Raw genomic sequence first — 21988 nt, forward strand, 5'->3', positions numbered from 1 at the left:
GTGCGCGGCGCGGGGCGGCTCGGCCCCCCCGCCCCTCCCCCCTCCCCCCCCGCCCCGCTCCCCCCCGGCCCCCCCCCCCCGCCCCCCCCATGTCCTCGGGTGCACGTCCGGCCGTACGCAGCGAAGAGAGATCAGCATGGCCGACCTGACGAAACTCGACGCCCACGCCCTCCAGGCCTTCATCGACGGTGATGTGACGCCCTTCTACAACGACATCGTCGCGCTGCGGGCGCCGGGGCAGACGCCGCCCGCGCTGTTCGACATCGGCACCCAGCCCAAGCCGCTGCTCCTGGGGCAGATGAACGGTGACAACGACACCAGCGGCGCCACCGTGCTCAAGAACCTGGTGACCACGGCCAACGCGATCGACAAGGTGCTGAACAACCATCAGTCGGCCTTCGACGACCTGCGGACCGAGCTGGAGAACGTCATCAAGACCATGCTCAAGACCCAGAGCGACAACCTGGGCAACGTCGACGGGGAGAAGTTCCTGACGGCGATCGGCGGCTATGTCTCGGACATCGGCGGCGGCGGGAACAACACGACGACCACGGCCTGAGCGACAGCGCGAACAGGCAGGCGGAGCCGGCGGACGAGAGTGAGGCGCACCCATCATGGCCGTGGACAACTGGGAACACATCATCAACCTGATGACCGGCTTCACCCTGGGTGAGCGCAAGGACATCATGGGTGCGACGGGTGACGGTGGCATCCCGTGGCTGGCCGTCGACATCAAGAAGAAGAACCGCGAAGACCTCCACCTGCCGGATCAATGGCCGCACAACGACGGCAGCGGCTGGTTCATCCAGTTCTACACCGGTCACGGCAACGACCTGCAGAAGTACGAAGCCAACGTGACCTACGTGGACCAGACCCCCGGGCGCCAGTACTGGCAGCGCAGCTCGGACGCGCTCAGGACCCTGGTCCAGCCGCCGTACAAGTCGCTCGGCGCGTCCAGCAGTTACGGCGGTTCACCCAGTCTCGACACCGGTGTGGACCTGACGTCCTTCACCACGGCCGCCAAGTCCTTCGACCGGGCCGGTGACTTCTTCAACAAGCACAGCGAAGTGCTCAAGCAGTGGACCGAGAGCCTGGGCGACGAGAACGCCGCCTGGAAGGGCAAGGCGGCCGGTGTCTTCTACGACTTGATCAACAACCTGCACGACAAGTACGAGACGTTCAAGACGGAGTTGACCCCACCGGGCTTCTCGCCCTCCCATGTGTCGGTGGACGGCGGCTACCCGTCCACGACCCTGCACGGTGACTCGCTGATCACCGCTCAGGTGGCGCTGCACACGGCACTGTCGAACATGTACGACGAGTTCATGAGGTTCATCAGCCGCAGCGCCCAGCCGATCCTGACCACCAATCCCGACGGATCGCAGTCGACGCAGATCATCGACGGGGACTCACGCAATGTGCTGACCTACCTGATGACCGACGTGGCGAACTGGATCCGGACCCACAACATCTCGCAGGTCGCACGGCACAACTACGGCACACGCGGCGGTGGAGTCCGCTGGACGACGGGTCCGGCGTACTCGGACACCACCGTCTGGGGCAACCTCAAGGACAGCAGCACCTGGGCGGCCATCGCCAACGAGGCCTTGTACCGCTGGCGGACCAACATCGAGACCAACCTCGACGTGCCGGCCCGCGCCGAGGTCGCGACCCTCCAGCAGACCTGGAGCCGTGTCCTCAACCCCGGCTGGAACAAGGCGTTCGCCTTCGAGGACAAGAACCCGGCGACGCTCAAGGAGGACCTCCAGGAGGACAAGCTGGAGTCCGAGACCGGCTCCGGGAACGACGACCTGAACAAGTTCGGCGACGACATCAACAAGTCGCTCAACGACTTCGGCGACAACCTCAACAAGTCGATGAACAACCTGGGTGACGGACTCAACAACCTCGGTGACGACCTCAACGACTCGGTCACTCACCTGGGTGACGGGCTCAACAATCTCGGGGACGACCTCGGCGACGGACTCAACAACTTCGGGGACAACCTCAACAACTCGCTCAGCAACCTCGGCGGCGACAACGGTCTGGGTGACCCGAACACCCTCAGTGACCTCGGCGGCGGCACCGACAACCTGAGCGACCCCAACACTCTGAGCACCCTCGGCAGCGGTGGCGACGACCTGGCCACCGACGCCGCGACGCTGGCCGCCGCCAACCTGCTGAACAGCGGCGGGACTTCGAATCTGACGGGTGGGACCAATGGTCTCGGCGACCCCACCTCGATAACCAACCCGGACGGCAGTGTCACCACCACCAACCCGGACGGCAGCATCACCACGGAGTACCCGGACGGCAGTTCCACCACCATCAGCCCCAGCGGCGAAGTCACCACGACCAACCCCGACGGCACCGTGACGACCAGTCAGCTCGCCCCCGGTCAGTCGCTGCTCAACCCCGATGGTTCCACCACCAGCATCGACACCAACGGGGACATCACCACTCAGTTCCCCGACGGTTCGACCGTGACCCACAACGCCGACGGCAGTGTCACCAGCATCGACCCCGACGGCAACAAGACCACCACGTTCCCCAACGGCGTGGTGGAGACAACGACTCCGGACGGGCTGACCCAACTGACGGCGCCCGACGGCGCGGTGTCCGTCCAGAACGCCGACGGCAGCCTCACCACTACATACCCCGACGGGACCACCACCACGGTCAACCCGGACGGCACGGTGACCACGGTCAACCCCAATGGTTCGGAGATCACCAGTCATCTCGCCGACGGTCAGAACCTGTTGAACCCCGACGGGTCGACCACGAGCATCGGTTCCGACGGCAGCATCACCACCACGTACCCCGACGGCAGTTCCGTCACGGTCAATCCGGACGGCACGGTCACCTCCACCGACGCGGACGGCAGCATCAGCGACGGACTGACCGGCGGCACCAACGGCCTCGGTACGTCCACCCCGATCACGACCAGCGCCGACCCCAGCGGACTCAACCTCCGCAACAGCGACGGTTCCCTGAGCACGACGTACCCGTCGGGCACCTCCTCGCTCACGGATCCGAGCGGCTACACCACGACGACCTTCCCGGACGGCAGCAGTACGATCGCCAGCCCCGACGGGCAGTTCCAGGCGGTGCCGAGCCCGGACACCGCCGCGAACGCCCTTGCCACGCCCGCCGGTTCGACCGGTCTCACGACGACACCGGCGGCGGGCGGCGACGACCTCGGCCTGAGCAGCCTCAGCGGTCTGATGTCCCCCATGATGATGATGATGGGAATGTCCCGCGCGGGCGGTCAGGGCGGCGGCCAGGGTCAGGGCGAGCGCACCCGGGAGACGTACCAGGACAGCGACGACGACGGCACCTTCCTCACCCACGGGATGCAGCGTCCGACGGCCGCTCCGCCCGAGGAGGTCTTCGAGGAGGAGGACGAGGACCCGGTCGACCTGCCGAGCCGTACGCCCACGACGGGACAGGGCCGGCGCGGCAGCCTCGGCGCTCAGCGCCCCGCGACGGAGGACTCCGACTGGGCCGAGCCGGACGACGTGTGGGGCACCGGCGAGGAGGGGCTGCCCGCCTCCATCGGCCGCTGACCCGGCCGGACACCCGCGGCCAGGCCGTACGCCCCCGTCCCGAATCCCGATGCCCGGAAAACAAGGGCTCTCCAGGTAAGCGAGAACACCATGAGCGAGTCACTCCAGAACCAATTCGCCCAGGCCATGGCCGAGTTCGAGAAACAGCGGGAGTCCCTGGTCAAGGCCAGGGAGGAGATCACCGCCGTGGCGGTGACGGCCCGGTCCAAGGACCGTGTCGTCGAGGTCACTCTCGGCTCCGACGGCTCCCCGAGCGGCCTGCGCTTCCTGGGCAACAAGCACCAGACCATGACCGGCAAGGCACTCGCCGCCAGTGTCCTGGAAGCCATGTCCCGCGCCCGCGAGGAACTCACCACACAGGTACGCGCCCGGTTCGACGAGGTGGTCGGCGGCGGGATCGGCGTGGCGGGCGGCGGCATCGAGGCCCTGGACAAGCTGTCCGGCGCGGGTCTGGACCAGCTGATGGGACCGTTGAAGGCGCCGGGCGGTCTGCTCGACCCGGAGCGGGGTGGCGACCGTGCCTGACGGGAACCTGTTCGCGGCGAACCCGGACGACATCAAGCAGGGCGGCCACATCACCGACCAACTCGCCGAGATCGCCGCGAACATCTACAAGAACTACAACCACTTCTACATCGACTGGAACAGCGACTCCAATCCCATCGGAGAGCGGGGCGACCCCTCGGTCGACGCGCTGGCGAACAACTACAGCCCCGCGTACAACGACGAGGTCCAAGCACTCGGCCAGGTGATCGACGCCATCAGAAGCGCCTCCGACCTGACCACCCAGTCCGGCGTCAACTTCAACCTGACGCAGCAGGACGCCCTCGACCAGATCAACAGCGTCAAGTCCGGAAGGTCTGCCTGATCACTCATGGCTTCGGATGCTCTCGACGGTCTGTTCCTGGTGTTGACGGGGATGAAGCCGCCGCACGCCAAGGCGGATCAGATCCTGGTGAACATGAGGGATCCGAACGTTGAGCTGGTCCAGCAACTGTCGCAGTTGCAGGACGAGTTGGCGAAGATCGCGCAGGCGGTGTCGCGGGACGCGACGGGTCAGTGGTCGGACGCCTATGTGAAGGCGATGGGGACGTTCTTCTCGGGAGAGGGAGCGGATGCCATCGAGCAGCTGAAGACGACGGCGAAGAATCTCGCGGACTACGCGCAGGAGTCGGCGTACCAGGTCGACTACGCGAACCGGATGATCATCGCGCAGCTGGTGATGTTCGTGTTCGAGTGGGCGCTGACGTTGATCATGGCGATCTGGAATCCGATCGGGGCGCTGATCGAGCAGTCGTTCCTGCGGGCGTTGTACCGGTTGATCCTGCGCAGTGTGGTGCTGCGCCTGCTGGCGGTGCTGGCGATGCATCAAGCGCTCAACATCGGTCTGGGCGCGGCCATGGATCTGCTGGTGCGGTGGTCGCTGGCGAACGAGGGGAAGACCACCAAGCACGGCGGGAGTTATCTGAAGCAGGCGGTGGCGTTCGGGGCGGTGCAGGGCGCGCTGTCGCCGTTCGTGCCGTTCCTGGGCGGGGCGCTGGCCAAGGGGTTGGCGAAGGGGCTGGGCCGCAACACGTTCAAGGACCTCTTCCAGGTGCTGAAGAAGGTCAACCTGCCGGGCTCCGGTGGCAACACCCTGGGCCGGAACCTCGCCAAGGACGCCGGCGGCGCGGGCGGGGAGGGGCTGGGCAAGACCCTCGCCAAGGACGCCGACGACCACCTGGACGACGGCGCGGGTCCGGTGCCGGTGCCACGCCCCACGCCCGACAGTGCGCTGAACATCAAGACCGGCGGCCTCGGCGACGACGTGGTGGGCGGGGCCGGGGGTGGGTTCGCGCGGAACCTGTCCCTGAACGTGGGCAGTCTGGTGGACCGGCTGGCGCTGGGGCAGGGGCTGGACGCGGCGGGCCGGACCGCGTTCCGCAACGGCATCGGCGACACCTTCGCCAATGGCTTCGGTAAGACCATGACCTCGGACGCGGCACGGGACCTGGGCCACACCTGGGCCGACACCCTGCTGACCAACCTCGGCAAGAAGAACCTCGCCCAGGAACTGGACACGGTGCTCGCCAACGGCCTGCCCAAGACCGTCAGTGGTGAGGTGCGGTCCGCCCTGTCGTTCGGGGTGGGGAAGACACTGTCCACGGACTGGGGCCGCCGGGCCGCCGTCTTCCTGGGCCGGGGCACGGTGGAGGGCCTGCACCAGACCGCCTCCGAACTCATCTACAACGGCGCGACCACGCACAAGGCCGACACCAGCTACGGCACGTTCATCTCCGGCGTGGCCGGCGGCCGGATCAGCCATGTCCTGGAACACAACGCCGATTTCCTGGGCACCCGCATCAAGACCCTCGGCCTGGACGCCTACAAGTTCCTCAACCCGCCCCCCGCGTACACCCCCAACGACAACGGCGTACCGCTGCCCGACTACAGCACCGACGACCCGGCGCCGCGACCCACCTACCCGACCACCGGTACCGGCGACACCACCACGACCGGTCACACCGACCCCGACCTGGTGGCCACGCGCCTGCCCACACCACCCACCACACCCATATCCACACCTACCCCCACGCCCATATCCACTTCCACGTCCATCGACCAACCGTCGTTCCCCAGCTCGGTGTCGATCCACGGCATCCTGGCGCCCGACGCCGGGAACGGAGCCGACCCGGACACAGTCGCCCCGGACACGGACGACGCCGCGTACAACCTGGTGGCCTCGCGCCTCGACACCCTGTCGGCACCGCCCACGCAGATCCCGCCGGTCAGCCCGGCCGAGCACGCTCCTGCGGCTCCGACCACGCAGCCGGCCTCGCCGCTCCCGCAGGTCCGGCAGACGGTGGCCCGGCTGGAGTCCCTGGCCCGCACCGTGCGGATGCCCGGCACGGACATGTCCACCCTGTCCCGGGCGGTCACCGACGCCGCCGCGAACAACGACTGGACCGGCGCCGCCCGGCACCTCACCGACTTCCGCGACCGGATCTCCGTGCAGAGCATCAACGGGCAGCTGGCGGCGTTCGACGAGCAGGTCGCCGACGGCCATGACCGGCTCGCCCCGCTGGGCGTCCCGCAGGCGGAGTGGCAGCGTGCCGTCGAGGCCGTCACCGAGGCACGGCACCTCGGCGATCCGCAGGTACTGGCGGACAGCCTGCGGTCCTACACGGCGCTCATCGAACGCCATGTGCCCGTCGACGTCCTCACAGGCGACGACCTGCCGAAGGCGTTCAGCCCCGAAATGGCCGACATCCGCAGGGAGTTCGCCACCAGCGGCGGCCCGCGGGACATGCCCAGGACCGTCGAGCAGTACCAGCGGATGCTGGACTCCGAGGAGCTGCGGATACGGCTGCACGCGGCCTTCGAACCGCCCTCCGACCACGAGTTCGTGCTGCGGCAGCGGTTGGAGACGGCGCCCGACGAGGAGTCCGCGAACCGCGCGCTCCAGGATCTCCGGGACCACCAGGACGCCCAGGCGCTCCAACACCGCCTGGATCAGCTGGCGTCCGGCCCCACGGCCGAGGGGACACGGGACGGGGACGAGAACCCCGGGGACGAGGACGGCGACGAGGCGATCGCCCGGCGTATCGAGGCGCTGCGCGACGGCAACGGCGACGACACCGCCGACGAGCGCGGGGCCGAACTGCGCCGGCGGTTCGAGGAGGCGGACTCCGCGCACGAACAGGGCCGCGCGCTCAAGGAGTTGCAGGACCACCGGGACGACCTCGACCTCCAGCGGCGTATCGCGGACCTTTCCCGCATCGACGACGACATCGACGGCCGACCGGACGGCACGGCCGAGGACGCCGCCCTGCGCGAGCGCCTGCTCGCGCTCCAGGAGGGGGACTCCGGCCCGGCCGCCGACCTGCGCCGGCAGGCGCTCGACGGCACCGACGAGCACAGCGACACCCGAGCGCTCCAACTGCGCCTGGAGATCCTGGAGCGGGAAGAGGTGGCCCGGCAGGACCGCGTCGCCTCCCTGCGCGGCGAACTGGCCTCTCTGCAGAAGCAGTTGACGAACGAGCAGGCGACTCTCCTCACCACCCTGACCACGCCCGGCGACCAGCCCGGCACGCCCCCGAAGCCCGGCACCCCGGCCCCGCGCCCCGCCGACCGCGCCCGGGCCGACGTGGCCCGCACCACGGCCCGGATCGAAGAGGTGCAGCGCCGCCTGGACGAGCAACTGCTGGAATCCGAGCGGTTGGACGCGCTCCGACGCCAACTGGGCTTGCCCGAGGCCGACTTGGAGAACAGCGGGCACCTCCAGCGCATCACTCAGCGGGCGTTGGACCTCCACGGCGAGCAAGGGTCCCCGGACGAAGGCACGTCGGAGGACGTGCTCCGGCTGCTGACGGACGCCCGGGTGCCGACGCCGACCCGCGCCGACGACTCCCCTCGATCCAGCGACACCGACGAACCGGACGACACCCACGAGTCCGCCGACGAGCCGTTCCTCCCCACTCCGCCGGTCCGCATCGCGACCGAGACCGACGCACAGGCACCCCCGCACGCCGAGCGCCCCGGCGAACAGACCGCGGTCCTGCAAAAGCCTCCCGCCGCCGACGAGTCCAACGTCAGGGAGACCGAAGCCGACAAGACCGAGGTCGAAGAGACCGAGGTCGGCGGCGCAGCACACGCCGCCGTTCGTGAGGAGTCCGCCGATTCCTCCGGTGCTGTGCGCGTGGGGCCGACGACTACTCCGTACGACGCGTGGAACGCCTTCGCCGAGGCGGACCCGAAGCGTGCGGCGGACGTGCTGCAGTCCACCCGCAAGCTGTTCCACGCGGACCTGGGAGACATGGACGACCAGGTCCGGCAGGCGTACGCGGCGCTGAGTCCGCGGGACCGGCAGCGGTCCGTGGTGGACCAGGCGGAGTTGCTGTTCAAGCAGGCGCTGACGGGGCGGTCGTATGTGATGGCGGGCGGCGGGTGGGGCGTCGAGGCGGAGGTGGGCGACTTCGATCTGGTGCTGCCCCACGGGCCGGACCTCCCTGTGACGCTGCTGCAGTCGCGCACCCTTCGCGTGGCGGTGGAGGAGCGATCGGGCGGCCTTCCTCCGTTCATCGAGTTGGTCTCCCTGCCGTTGGCCGGTGTCCCGGGTGACCACGGCCGTCCCAGCGGGCAGGAGTTCTTCCATGATTTCCAGGCCGTCTGGGACCGGCTGCACACCCTCCAACTCAACCGGCCGGCCCGGCTGGTCGATGTCTTCCACCCCACCATGGGATTCGCGCCCCACCCGGCGGTGCTGCAGGCGCGGCAGGCGGAGCAGGTCGCGCAGATCCAGGTCGTACGCCGTGACACCACCTCGATCATCTCTCCCCAGTACACGGTGGGAGTGCCGGCCGGTGCTCTGCACGACTTCCTGGCGTTCACGCACGAGACCTCGCAGGACGCCAACAACGTCCTGCCGTATCTGCGCACCGGGCTGCGGTTCGGAAACGAGTACGCCCGGATCTACGCCGCCGGGCATCTTGAGACACAGGCCGACCGGCTGCCCCCGCAGGTCGCGGATCTGCTGCTCAGCGATCCGGATGTCAACTCGTTGCGCGGATTCCTGGCTCTGGTCTACACCCAGGCCGGGGCCGCCGCTTACGACAGTGCTCGCAGGACGCTTCTCCCGGACGCCAAGCGGATCCTGGCGAAGAACTTCACGGCGGTGCTGTCCCGGGTTCCGATGGCCCGGATCCGGGAATCGCTGCACCCGGATGTCCAGAACTTCCTGCGCTACTACGCCGCTACGATCAAGGGCTCGTTCGTCCGGCACTTCACCCGGGGGCTGTTCGACGACGAGGTCTGGGGTACGGATTTCCGCAACGCGGAGGCCCAGAACTTCAACCCGCTGAACGTGCTGATGGACGCCCACACCGGAGCCACCGTCGGCAGCTATCTGGACTCGGCGTTGTGGCCCGGCCACCCGGTCGTCCCACAGAACGACGCGTTCGGCGGACTGAGCGAGCACCTGGACGTCGACCGCAACAACGGACTTCTCAACCCTCCGCTGATTCCTTTGGAGTTGCGTTTCTTCCGCAAGGACAACGCGACGCTCACCGACTTCCAGCAAGCGTCCACCGAGCTGGCGACGCTCCACCAGAGTCTCTACCAGGACGGTCAGCGACAGGCGTCGCGCAATCAGCAGGCGATCATGGCGGAACGACTCGCGCTGATGACCCTGCTGGGCGCGTCCGGCGATCCGGGGTCGACCGCGCGGTCGTTCGTGGACTTCCTGCACACGATGGGCCGACTGGACGAGGTCCTGCCCACGGTGGTCCGGGACCGTGCGCTGCTGCCGGGCTCCCCCGCCCAGGTCCGCTCCGCCGCTTACGCCGTCGCGATCGTCCAGGCCTTCGAGACCGGCCGGGCCGCCGGAGTCGAGGTACCGAGGGTCAAAGCCCTCGAAGACACCATGGACAACTGGCTCGCCTATTTCCACAAGGTGCGCCATGACTCCGACTTCACCGAGGACCTGCGGCTTCCCTTGCGCGAGGCCAGGGAAGCCACGACCCGATTGCGCGATTCCCTCCGCGCCGTGCGCGCCCGGGTGCAACCGGGGCCGGTCGCGCAGCCGACCACGTCGAGCAACCGGCAACGGCGCAACCGGCCTTGGGAGGCGGGGCCCGGCCCGGCGTCCTCGGCACACGCCGTGGACGTGCCGGTCACGACGGACGACCGCATGGGCCACGACGAGGAGTGGCAGCGGGCCCGGGCGGCGGCCGAGGTCAGCGAGCAGCGCAGGGTGTGGCTGGATCCCGGCCCGGTGACCGCGAACGGCGGGGCCGCGGGCATCGACCGGATTCGTGCCGCGCAGCGTGTCGAGTCGGCGTTCGCGGTGCGCCATCTGCGGTACCAGGACCGGCCGGTGACGGACCTGACGGTACGGGTGCGGATCGACCCCGGTCACGGCCTGTCCGAGCAGCAGCTGGCGGACGTACGCGAGCGGGCCCTTGAGGGTGCCGCGTACCTGAACACTCCCGGCACCATCCCGCGCCTGCCGGACGGCAGCCAGGTCCACGTCACCCTGCAGTTCACCGAGGAGCCCGCCGGGACGCCTGACATCCAGGTCCGGCCTCACCTCACCGTCAACCTCACCGACGACGCCGGCCTGCCCATGACCCTCAACCGCTGGCAGGCTCAGGCCGGACCCATCCGCTACGCCCACGAGATCGCCCACCAGCTGGGCCTGCGCGACAGCCCCGGCGTCCCGGGCGCTCTCATGGGCGACTTCGGCCGGGACCTGGAGCCGGAGTGGGCACAGGGCGGCCTCACCCCCAACACGTTCCGCCCCCGCGACGTGCAGCTCTTGCATCAACTCATCGGACCGCACCCCGACCCCGGACCGGCGCGGGCCACCGCTCCGGCCACCGAGCACAAGCCATGGCACCTGTCCAAGGAGCACTGGGTGCTGACCGACACGGTGGACCCCGAGACCGGCAGACCGGCGAAGGAGTTCCAGCGCGTCCCGTACGAGCCGTCGGCGCGTGTCCTCCTGGAGGCGAACGGCACGAGGACGGGGCTCACCCCCCTCGGCGTCAAGGATCTGCTGGACCAGGCGCACATCCACGTACCCCCGGGTGTCGTACAGGATGTGCTGGACCACTATCTGTACGACGCCACCCACGGCGCCGCCGAAGTCGTCTACGGCCCCCACGACGGCCGCCGCCTGTTGACGGATCTGCGGGCCGCCGCGCACGCGGAGCTCCGGGCCGGCCAGGACAAGGTGCTCGAAGCGACCGTCGAGATGTCACGGCTGATCAGCGACCGGTATCCACCGGACCGCTACTTCTACTTCGGCCTGGGCCGCAGCCCGGCCGCGATCGTCGCCGCCCTCCAAGTCCTCGGCCACCGGGCCGAGTCCGTGCCGCTGTCCGACTTCCGCCCGGGGCCTGGAGATCCCTGGTCGGTGTTGCACGACGCCTTCCGCGTCGGCCCGGACAAGCGGGCGCTGACCGCGGAACAGCGGCGGATGCTCTACGCGCACTTCGACGAATTCCTGCACCCGCACATCGGCGACGGCCGGGACGTCCTGCTCGTCGACTACACCCAGACCGGGTTCTCGCTCTTCTCCGCCCAGCACTACCTGCGTCAGTACCTCGCCGAGCGGAACACCGACGTCGAGGTGAGGGCACTCGCCGTGCACCAGGACATCGACACGGCGACGCTGACCAGGACCGTCGACATGATCCGGACGCCGCGCAGCCCGTTGCGGCATCCCCTCGACTGGTGGTTCAACACGGACCTGCGGATCGCGTGGGGCCGGAACACCGACACGTTCCCCCTCGGTCAGGACGGTCCCCTCGCCGACAACGGCCCAGTGTTGGGGCAGGCGTTCAAGCAGGAGGCGTTCGACGGGCTCGCGGAGCACGGCTCGTACAAGCTCCTGGAGCAGACCCCCGAACAGTTCGCGAACGACCGCCCGTTGCGGCGGCACGCCGAGGACGCCGACGGATACCGCACGCTCAAGGAGCTGATCGCGGCTCACCTCGCCGGCCCCGGCTCGACCCAGCCCGACGAATACCGGTCGGTGCGCGAGCGGTTGGCCTCGCTGCCCACGGTGACGGTGGTCATCGACGACGCCGCGAACTTCGGCCACCAGGCCGCGGCGACCATGATGATGGACTCCCTCTACGATCTCGGCTTCGCGGGGCGTGTCACGGTGATCGCGCCGGACAGCGTGCAGGAGCGGCTCAAGCTGCTCGTGTCCGCCGCGATGAACGAGCGGATCGACTGGCGGACGGACACCTTCAGCCTGGACGAGCCGGACGTCGACGAGCAGGCGGCCGACGAGCAGGAGACCGGCGAGCAGGGGGTCGGCGAGCAGGGGGTCGGCGAGCACGGAGCCGACGAGCACGGGGCCGACGAACAGGCCGACGGAACACCGGCCGGTTCCCTTGCCGGTGCGGACCGGGACCGGCTGGTCCTGGTGGCGGCGAGCGACCGGCTCGACCCGTACACGTCGACGGCCAAGAAGTTCCTGGACTTCGTGGACGCCGATCAGGCCGTCGTGCTGAAGCCGTACGCCTGGGCCGATTCGCACCGCCTGATCTACACCCGGAACGGTCCCGACGCGCCGGCCACGTTTCACGACCTGGAGGACGACGGCACCGGCACCCCGCTGATCCCCAAGAACGCCCTGTTCCGCTTCCCCGTGCCGAAGCTGACCCATGCCGAACTGGACAACCTGATCGCCTCCCAGGTCCTCGACGAGCACCAACGCGCGGGTCTTCAGGCCCTGTTCGCGGCAGTGCACGACGGACGCCTCGATGTGATGCCGGTGTACGGGCTGCACAACGTGGCCGTACCCGGCCGCGCCTCCGCCGTGAGCACGCTGGCCACCGGGGTGCACGGCGCGGCGATCGGCACTCCCTCGGTGGTGCTGACCCTCGGCGCCGCGACCGTGCCCTTCGCGCCGCGCCACACCGCGGACTGGCTCTTCCACGCCGACATCAAGGACCCGGACCTGGCGGAGCGCATGGCCGGTCTGGCTCCGGACCAGGTGATGGTCGTGGACGGCGGGCGGCTGCCGCAGGACGTCTTCCGGCAGCTCTACCAACTCGGCACCCTCCCCGCCGTCCTGGAAGGCGCCAACACCAGCAACCTGGTGCAGCTCATCGGGCGGCCCTTCTTCTCCGTACTGACCCACCACACCCCGTACGACCAGCACGACCCCGACGCCGCGCGGCAGCTCCAGAGCGTCACGGACGCCATCGTCCACGCGAGCGACTGGGGCAACCGGCTGCCCGACGAGCCGAGTTGGGCCGAACTCGAGGTCGCCGACACGGCCGAGTCGGTGCTGCGGTCGCTTCCCGTGCGGGGTGACGGACGGGTGCTCGGGCAGGACGAGATGGCACGGCTCACCGCCGCCCTGCCCGTGGAGTCGATCACGGACATCCTCGGGGACGACCCCATCGTCCAGCGGATGGTGGCCTACGACCCGAGCAACATGCGGCACTTCATGCGCCAGGACCGCGATCCGGCTGAACTCGTGCTGACCGCGGAGCAGTTGACGCGGCTGAGGACCGTGGTCCAGGACGACCGCACCGTGAAGGTGGCCGCCGTACGGGAAGCGACCCGTACGTACTCGGTGGCCCCTGAGCCGGCCCGGACCGTACTCGTCGCGGAGGCGATCAGTCAGGCACGGACCGAGGGGACCGCGCTCCACACCTACTTCAGGACCCTCGCCGACCAGGCCCAGGACCCGAGCAACGACCAGGTCCTCCAGGCCCTGCGCCTGGCCTTCTCCGGGGTACCTCTCACCGGCGACCTCGAACCGGCCCCGCAGAGCCCCCGCGAGGACTCCGAACCACCGACCCCGCCCCGCACTCCGTCACCGCCGCCCTCCCCCACTCGCTCGGCCACCCCTGACGAGCGGACCGACCGCCCCGACACACCGCACGGCGAGGACACCGACGCCGAAGAGTCGTCCGACGACGAGGACTCCGGCGACTTCGGAGCCATGGGCGGCCTCTTCGACTCCGACCCCTCCGACAACGAAGACGCCGGCACCTCCCACCCCACCGACGCCGAAGACTCGTCCGACGACGAAGACGCGGGAGACTTCGGAGCCGTCGGAGGCCTCTTCGACTCCCCGCCCGTGTCCCCCACCTCACCCACCCCCGCCGACCGGCCCCGCACGCCCGATCCTGAAGACACCGACACGTCCGACGGCGAGGGCTTCCGTGCGCGGGCGCTGGAGCGGATGCAGCGGCGGTGGATCAAGCTGCCCGGCCGGGTTGTCGAGGACGGGCTGTTCACGGCCGGCAGGTCGGGGGCCGACGCCGAACCGAACACGCTCCGGGCCGCGGTCGTCGAGGCCCACGCGCTGCTGCACCCCGACCGGCCGGCGCCGCTGCCCGAGTACGAGGGGCTGCGGACCCCGGACATGTCGCTCGCCGACCAGCCCGCGACGGTCCAGGACCTCTTCGTCGTCGCGGACCATCTGATCCACCACCCCGACGACCGGAACGGCCTGCTCGACCTCGTCCGGACGCTGACCGACGAACAGCAACCGCCCGTGGCCCAGGACGACCAGGCCGGAGACGCGATCGAGACGGAGGGCGCGGCCAGTCTGTCGACGTTCCTGCCCGAGTCGGAGTGGTGGCTGCTCTACATAGATCCGAGGCACCACGAGGAGGCTCAAGAGGCTTTCCGTGCCGATCCGGAGAGATTCCGCGAGATCGGGCGGTACTACGACGAGGACCAGTCCCCCGGCTTCCAGCAGAGCATGGTCGAGGCCTATCGAGCGGCGCTCGACGACGAATCCGCCCTGGGCGAGCGCATGACCTCCGGCGTGTACCAGCGGCTGCACGCGCTCGCCACGAGCCATGTCGACGGCAAGTTCAGGTGGTCCGGGAACGGCACCACCGGTTTCCCGTTGCGCAACGACGAACTGAGCGCCGACCTGCTGGCGGAGCGGCTCCAGGACCGGCGCCTGATCGCGCCCATCACCGGCAGCCTTCTGAAGAACACCGCCGAGCCGGCGCCCGTCACCATCCTCAACACGTTCCAGTACCGCAACTCGGTGATTCAGACCAACTACCGGGACGGCGAGGCGCCCGCGCTCGTGGACGCGATCTTCGACCGCCACTACGCGGAGGTCGAGGAGTCGAACGGCGACGACCACAAGACCCTCGCCGCCATCGCCCGTACCATCCGTGCCCTCCAGGTCGTCCACCCCTTCACCGACGGCAACCGCCGGCTCAACGTTCAACTGCTGCTGTTCAGGCTCCTGTTGGAGCAGGGTCTGCCGCCGGTGATCTCGACCGACCTGCACCGCCTGTTCCAGGGCGGCTATTCGGTGGAGCAGATGGTGAGCTCGCTCGAGACGTCCATCGCCACCGTCTGGGAAGAGCCCGGATCGAGCTCGGACCAGGACGAATCCGGTGCGGACGCAGACGAGTTCGGTGGCGATGTCGAGGAGCGGGCGCAGGAGCCGAGCGCGGATGTCCCGCCGTCCAGCGGTGCGTGGCAGGAGCTGGACCCCGACGACCGGCGCCGCTTGACGGAGATGGTCGAAGCCGGGCCGCTGCGGGTGCCGTTGACGGACGAAGCGTTGCAGGAGGCGTACGACGGGCTGGCACCCGAGTGGCACTCCCAGCCGCTGCTCAGGCGCGCGGACCAGATCGCCGACTACCTCAACAGCGGCCACTACCGCCTGCGTCCGGGTGGTGCGCACAGCCCGGAGGAACAGGCGATACGGGAGCAGGGGCCGCACACCGCCGGGCCCTCCCGCGCGGTGGCGGACTCGAAGCTGTTCCGGCGTTCGCCGCTGCTCGATCTGCCGGGCTGGCACGAGACGGCGACGGCGTTCGAGAACGATCTGGTGCAGCGCGCCGTCCGGAACAAGCCCACGCAGGAGACGGTCCGTCGGGCGCTGGGCCGGCTGGTCGAGGTGCTCCAGGTCGCCACGGACGCGGACGACGACACCGTGCTGCGTTCCTTCGTACGCGACGAAGCCGTGTACGGGACCCGGATCGGCACCGAACTGAGCTCCGACGACGTCAGGCGAACGCTGTCCGAGGGCACGACGTCGGAGATGTACACGGCCTTCTTCAACGCCGCCCTCGGGGACGCCGGAGCGGGCGTCACACTCCGCGGGGTGCTCAACGACATCCTGGCGCGCGCGGACTGGGAGCGGGCGGAGTCCCTGGGACTGGACGTAGACGCCCTGCGGGAACAGCACCGCGTGCTGAACGGCCCCTACCGGCGCATCGCGACCACCCTGCTGCGGCTGGTCTCGCCCGACCGCGCGAGCCTCTTCGGCGCGGACGCCTTCGCCCTGGGAAACCTCACGTCGCACAGCGGGACCTGGCTCACGGACAGCGCGGAACCACTGGCCGGCCCGGCCGACCGGGCGGTCGACGAGTCCTCCTGGGCCAAGGACCTGCGGTCACGGGGCATCCCGACCCGCACCGGCGTCTCCGGCACCGCCGCCCTGATGCTCAGCGCCTTCAGCAGGCTGAACGTCCCCGCGGCCGAACAGCCGTACTTCCTCAAGGGGTTGATCGCCTGGATGGGCGTGCACGGGGATCACTCCCTGTACGAGATCCTGCGCGGCGCCGAGATCGCCGGCTTCACCGGCACGGACGGCCGACAGGTCGACCTGACCGACGGCCCCTCGATGTACCGGACCCTCGACGCCCTCGGCAACGGATTCCAGCGCTCCCACGTGCTTCCGCACAACGACGGCAATGAGCAGGCCGGCCTTCCCGACGAGGCCGTCTATCTCGATCTGCGGCACGACGACAGGATGAAGGCGCCCACCGAGCAGGCGCGGCAGATCGCCCGGACGCGGTACTCCTGGATCCAGAAGGTGCGAACCGAGCCTCGCCGCGCCGACGGGAAGATGTCGCACTGGCTGCAGCGCAACGGACTCACCGCACGGACTCTGCCCGAGCGGATCGGCCTCGCTCACATCAGCGCGCTCACCGTCTACACCGGCGGGGAGTTCGAGCTGATCAACACGGTGGCCAAGGTCGCGGGCCTCGCCGACGCCACCCATCCCCATGTGGCGCATCTGGCCATGCGCAACACCGTCCAGAAGCTCATCACCCAACGGCTGAACCGGACCAAGCACGACGACAAGGAGATCTCGGAGATCCTCTTCGCGGACAGCGAGATGTCCCGTCTGTACGCCGAGTACCGCAAGGAGTACCTGAACCTGGTCCGGCGCCAGCGGGAGGAGCCCGGTCTGCTGGACTCCGCGCTCACCGCGTGGCGGCAGGAGATGCAGGTCAAGCTGTACCGGCGGGTGGAGGAGATCCTCCCGGATCTCGTGCGCGAGGCGCGCCTGCACGCGGAGATGGTGCGCGCGGCACTCCACGCACTCCCCGGCGTCAAGGACGTCACCGTGTGGCGGGGCAACTGGACCCTGGGCGGCGACAGCCTGATCAGCCCGTTCCTGAAGGCGCTCCCCCTCGGCTACAACGCCCCGCTGATCACCGTCAACGACTTCACCAGCGCCTCGCGCGACCGCGACACGGCACGCCGGTTCGCCAGGCACCACCAGGTGACGGGGGTCAGCCACCCCGTCCTGCTCAAGCTCGATCTGACGGGTGCGTACGGCCGGGACATCTCCTACTTCTCCCGGGCGAAGAAGGACGAGGAGGAGGTCGCCTTCCTGCCCGGCGCCCAGTTCCGCGTCACCGCACGCACTTGGGCCGAGGAACCGGGACGGCACGGTGAGCCCCCGGTGCGGTACGAGCTGATCGAGGCGGTGGAGGTGGCCCCGCCCCGGCCGGTCTCCCGCACCAACGGGCCCTCGACGCAGCGGAGTTCGGGCGTCAGGACAAACCGCGGCACCTGGGAGTCACTGGCACCCGCCGTCCAACGCCAATTGACCGACATGGTCATCGCCAAGCAGATCTCCGTCTCCGTGACGGAACAGGCCCTGCAAGAGGCGTACGACGGGCTCGGACCGGAGTGGCGAACGCAGCCGTTGCTCAGGCGCGCCGATCTGATGGCCGACTACCTCAACACAGGCGAGTACTTCCATCGCCCGGGCGGCACTCACGGTCCTGACGAGCAGGGGATGCAGGAGCAGGGATCGGGACGGCAGGGCCCGGAATCCGCCGGCACCTCCCGAGCCATGGCGGAGCCGAAGCTGTTCCGGCGTTCGCCCCTGCTCGATCTGCCGGGCTGGCACGAGGCCGCGGAGGAGTTCGAGGAAGGGCTGGCGCAGCAGGCGTATCAGGACGGACAGGTCCGGGGCGCGGTCAGCCATGCCCTGGGCCGGCTCCTCGACGTGCTCCGGGAGGCCTCGGGCGGGGACGAGGACGCCGCGCTGCGTTCCTTCGTGCGGGCCGACGCGAGCTATGCCGGTCAGGTCGGCACCGCGCTGAGCCCGGACGAGATCAGGCAGTTGCTGGTCACGGGCTCGACGCGGGAGATGTACACGGCGTTCTTCAATGCGGCGTTCGAGAACGCCGAGGCGGCCGCCACGTTCAGGTCGGTGCTCAACGACCTTCTGACGCGGGCCGATTGGGACCACGCGCAGTACCTGGGGCTGGACGTCGAGGCGCTGCGCGCCCACCACGATGTGCTGAACAGCCCCTACCGGCATGTCGCGCACGGCGTGCTGCGGATGGTCTCGCCCGAGCACGCGAGGTTCTTCGGCGAGGACGCCTTCGCGCTGGGGAACATCGCGTCCCGCGGCGAGCACTGGCTCACCGACAGCGCGGAGCTGCTGGCCAGCCGGGCCTCCCGGGTCAGGCTGGACTCGGAGCAGAGCGCCCGGGCGCGACGGACTCCCGGTCACTACCGCGCGGCGGGCGCCGAGCTCAGCACCCGCGAGTTCGAACTCCTGCGGGGGAACGAGGACTTGACGGGCACGATCGGTGTGATCTTCGAGGACGTGCCGCTCAACACCGTCCCCTTCGACAGCCACGGCTTCCCGATCCTCTCCAGTGTGTGGAAGCAACCCGGCGTCGTGGACGTCAAGTTCGAGGGGCAGCCGCTGAGGGAGCGGTTCATCACCCAGAACGTCGTGAAAGTCGTCGAGCAGACACGGAAGTTGAGCGAACTGCGCGCGGCCGACCTGACCCCGGGCACCGCGGGCCCTGAGTTCCCCGTCATGTGGCGCGAGGGCCGTACGACCTTCGACGTCAGCGGTTCCTCCTGGGCCAAGTCGCTGAAGTCACGGGGCATCCCGACCCGCACCGGCGTCTCCGGCACCGCCGCCCTGATGCTCAGCGCCTTCCGGTGGCTGAACGTGCCCGCGGCCGAACAGTCGCACTTCCTCAAGGGGTTGATCGCCTGGATGGGCGTGCACGGGGACCACTCCCTGTACGAGATCCTGCGCGGCGCCGAGATCGCCGGCTTCACCGGCACGGACGGCCGACAGGTCGATCTCACCGACGGACCCTCGATGTACCGGACCCTCGACGCCCTCGGCGACGGATTCCAGCGCTCCGGCGTCCCGCGGCTTCCCGACGAGGAGACCTATCTCAGGCGGGCGGACGAAGAGGACTGGGGATCACTGCACTTCGCCACGGAGATCCACCAGGAGATCGTCGACGCCGACCGCCGTGGGGTCGGCCAAGGCTCCCCGAACCTCAGGGAGTGGCTGGCGAACAACGACGAGACCCCGCGCGGTCTGCTGGAGCGGCTCGGCGTCGCGCACATCTACGCGTTGCGCGCGTACACCACCGAGAAGTTCCAGATGATCAACACGGCTGCGGCGTCCGGTCGTTGGGCCAACTCTGCCTATCCTGTTCCGGACCTGACGCATGCGGCGATGCGCCGCGTCCTGGACCGGATGACGGACGAGTACGGAGAGGACGGTTCGGCCCGGCGCCCGGAGGAGAAGCTGTCGGCCTTCGTGTCCGAGGCCCGCCTGCACGCGGACATGCTGACCGCGGCCCTGCACGCGCTGCCCCCCGTCAAGGACGCCACGGTGTGGCGAGGGAACTGGGCCGTGGGCGGCGACAGCCTGATCAGCTCGTTCCTGAAGGCGGTTCCGGTGGGCTACAACGCCCAGCTGATCACCGTCGACGACTTCACCAGTACCTCGCGCGACCGCGGGAAGGCACTGGAGTTCACCAAGGACCATCAGGTGACGGGAGTCAGTCACCCGGTCCTGCTCAAGCTCAGCCTGACGGGCGCGTACGGGCGGGACATCTCCCTCTTCTCCCGCGCCGCCGGCGAGAAGGAGGTCGTGTTCCTGCCCGGGGCACGGTTCCGGGTCACGTCCCGCACGTGGGTCGAGGACGGGGGTCGGTACGGAGAGCCCCCGCTGCGGTACGAGTTGATCGAGGCGGAGGAGGTGGGGCCGACCGCGATCCCGACTCCGGCCCCGGTCTCGGCCTCGGCGCACGACGTCGACGTAAGCCATGCACCGGCGACCCGCTACCCCACGGTGGATGACGACGTCCTGACCGCCGCGGAACCGGAGTTCGACGCCGCGAGGACTCAACTGGACGGGCTGCCTCGCGCCGACCGAGTCTCGCTGATGCGGCGTGCCCAGCACGTGATGGGCGCCGACTATCCCTCCCCCTCCCCCGACCGCACCGATCCCCCAGCCGACGAGGCCCGCTACCAGCACCTCTACCGCGGCGTCCTGGCGATGGTCGCCCACCGACTCCACCAGGACGCCGGGCATCCGGGGGCCGAGGAGAACGCCCGGGCCCTGTCCGAAGAGCTCCGCCGCCGCTTCGGTATCACCAACACCGTGAGCAGGGCACCCGACGGCGCCGGCCGAGACACCCTGGTCGCCGCGGACGTAACGGATACAGCGGCCGAGGACCGGCCGAGCACGTCCGATGGCCCGCAGAGCCGGAACCCGGCCGACTGGCAGGCCCGGTTGGACGAGCACGCGGGATGGCGGCCCCGGCCGGACCGGGCCACGGGCCGCGACGCGACCTCGGACGAGCGGCTCAAGGCGTGGGACCGCTATCTCGCGGCACACGAGGAGTACGAGACGGCCAAGGCCGAGCGCGAGAGAGACGCTGCCGAGACGAACCCGCACCGGGCGGCCAACGCAAGCATGCGGCTCGCCTCGGCGGCGACGGACCTGCGGGTCTGGAGCCTCTTCCGCCCCGCCGACCTGATCACCGAGTACAGGGCCCGCATCGCCGCCGAGACGACGGCGCAGGCTCAACTGCCCGCGACCAACGACCAGTTGACCACCGTCCCGGACTCGTCGACCATCACGCCGGGTCCGCTCGCGACCGCCTCGGACCCCTTGACCACCACCCAGGACCCGTCGAGCACTACCCCGGACCCGCTGGCGGCTATCCCCGACCCCCTCACCACCACGGCGGATCTGCCGGCCATCACCCCGGCCCCGTCGACCAACGCCCCGGACCCGCTGGCCACAACACCGGACCCCCTGACCACCACCCCGCCAGCCCCACACCCCGTGTCCCCCGACACCCAAATCCAAGGTGACGCCCCCGAACCCCCCGCGCACGCCGCCACGACCGACGCGGCCCCCGCGCCGGAGGCTCCCGTGCTCGACGGCGTGCCGCCCGCCAGGACCGTCGTTCAGTTCGGTGAGGGTGGCAAGACGTTGAGCGCGGAGCAGGCGCGGGAGATCCGGGCCCTGGCGGAGCACACCGCGCGGGCCGTGTTGGCGGAGCCGCAGGCCGGACCTCGGCGCCCCAGGGTCGTCGTGACCGCCGGAGGCAACGGCAGTCGCAATCCGCTCCTCGACCGGGACCGGCTCGCGTGGCGGACCGGCCACTACCGGGCGGTGCTCGTCGCCGACGCGTTCCGCACGGCGTTCGGCGAGGCGCTGAGGGAGCTCCAACTGGCCTCCGGGACACGCTTCGTGGTGGACGCGTCCTTCGTGGAGGTGCGCTCCCGGGCGCGGGACCTGCCCGCACAGGCCCTGGCGGCGGCCGACCGCCCGCAGCGGGGGAGATGCCGGAGCGTCCTCGGCCGACGCCCCCACCTCCACCCCGAGCATCAGACCGCCGGCCAGGCCCAGGACC

At 69.7% G+C, this 21988-nt stretch carries 5 protein-coding genes; all 5 read left to right on the top strand.

The annotated features are described in order from the left end of the window. The first annotated feature begins 136 nt into the window (after positions 1-136). A complete protein-coding gene (locus ACWDR3_RS39580) occupies positions 137-559 on the top strand; it encodes a type VII secretion system-associated protein (protein ID WP_450357443.1) in 423 nt (140 codons plus the stop codon). A 55-nt stretch (positions 560-614) separates the two neighbouring features. Beyond that, entirely contained in the window at positions 615-3566 is a 2952-nt protein-coding gene (locus tag ACWDR3_RS39585) for an AAWKG family protein (RefSeq protein WP_450357444.1), read from the top strand. 90 nt (positions 3567-3656) lie between these two features. Then, the gene (locus ACWDR3_RS39590; protein WP_450357445.1) at positions 3657-4091 is read left to right on the top strand and encodes a YbaB/EbfC family nucleoid-associated protein; all 435 of its coding nucleotides are present in this window, start codon (positions 3657-3659) and stop codon (positions 4089-4091) included. Further along, on the top strand, positions 4084-4434 hold the full coding sequence (locus ACWDR3_RS39595; protein WP_450357446.1) for a hypothetical protein: 351 nt from the start codon (positions 4084-4086) through the stop codon (positions 4432-4434). Before ACWDR3_RS39590 ends, ACWDR3_RS39595 begins: the two co-directional genes overlap by 8 nt. A 6-nt stretch (positions 4435-4440) precedes the next feature. After that, on the top strand, positions 4441-21988 hold a 17548-nt coding region (locus ACWDR3_RS39600), incomplete at its 3' end, for a hypothetical protein (protein ID WP_450357447.1).

Source organism: Streptomyces sp. NPDC001002 (genome assembly GCF_053599215.1).

Bases quoted from the DNA above. Each gene is read 5' to 3' on its own strand.
- ACWDR3_RS39580 (WP_450357443.1), top strand. From the start codon at position 137: ATGGCCGACCTGACGAAACTCGACGCCCACGCCCTCCAGGCCTTCATC.
- ACWDR3_RS39585 (WP_450357444.1), top strand. From the start codon at position 615: ATGGCCGTGGACAACTGGGAACACATCATCAACCTGATGACCGGCTTC.
- ACWDR3_RS39590 (WP_450357445.1), top strand. From the start codon at position 3,657: ATGAGCGAGTCACTCCAGAACCAATTCGCCCAGGCCATGGCCGAGTTC.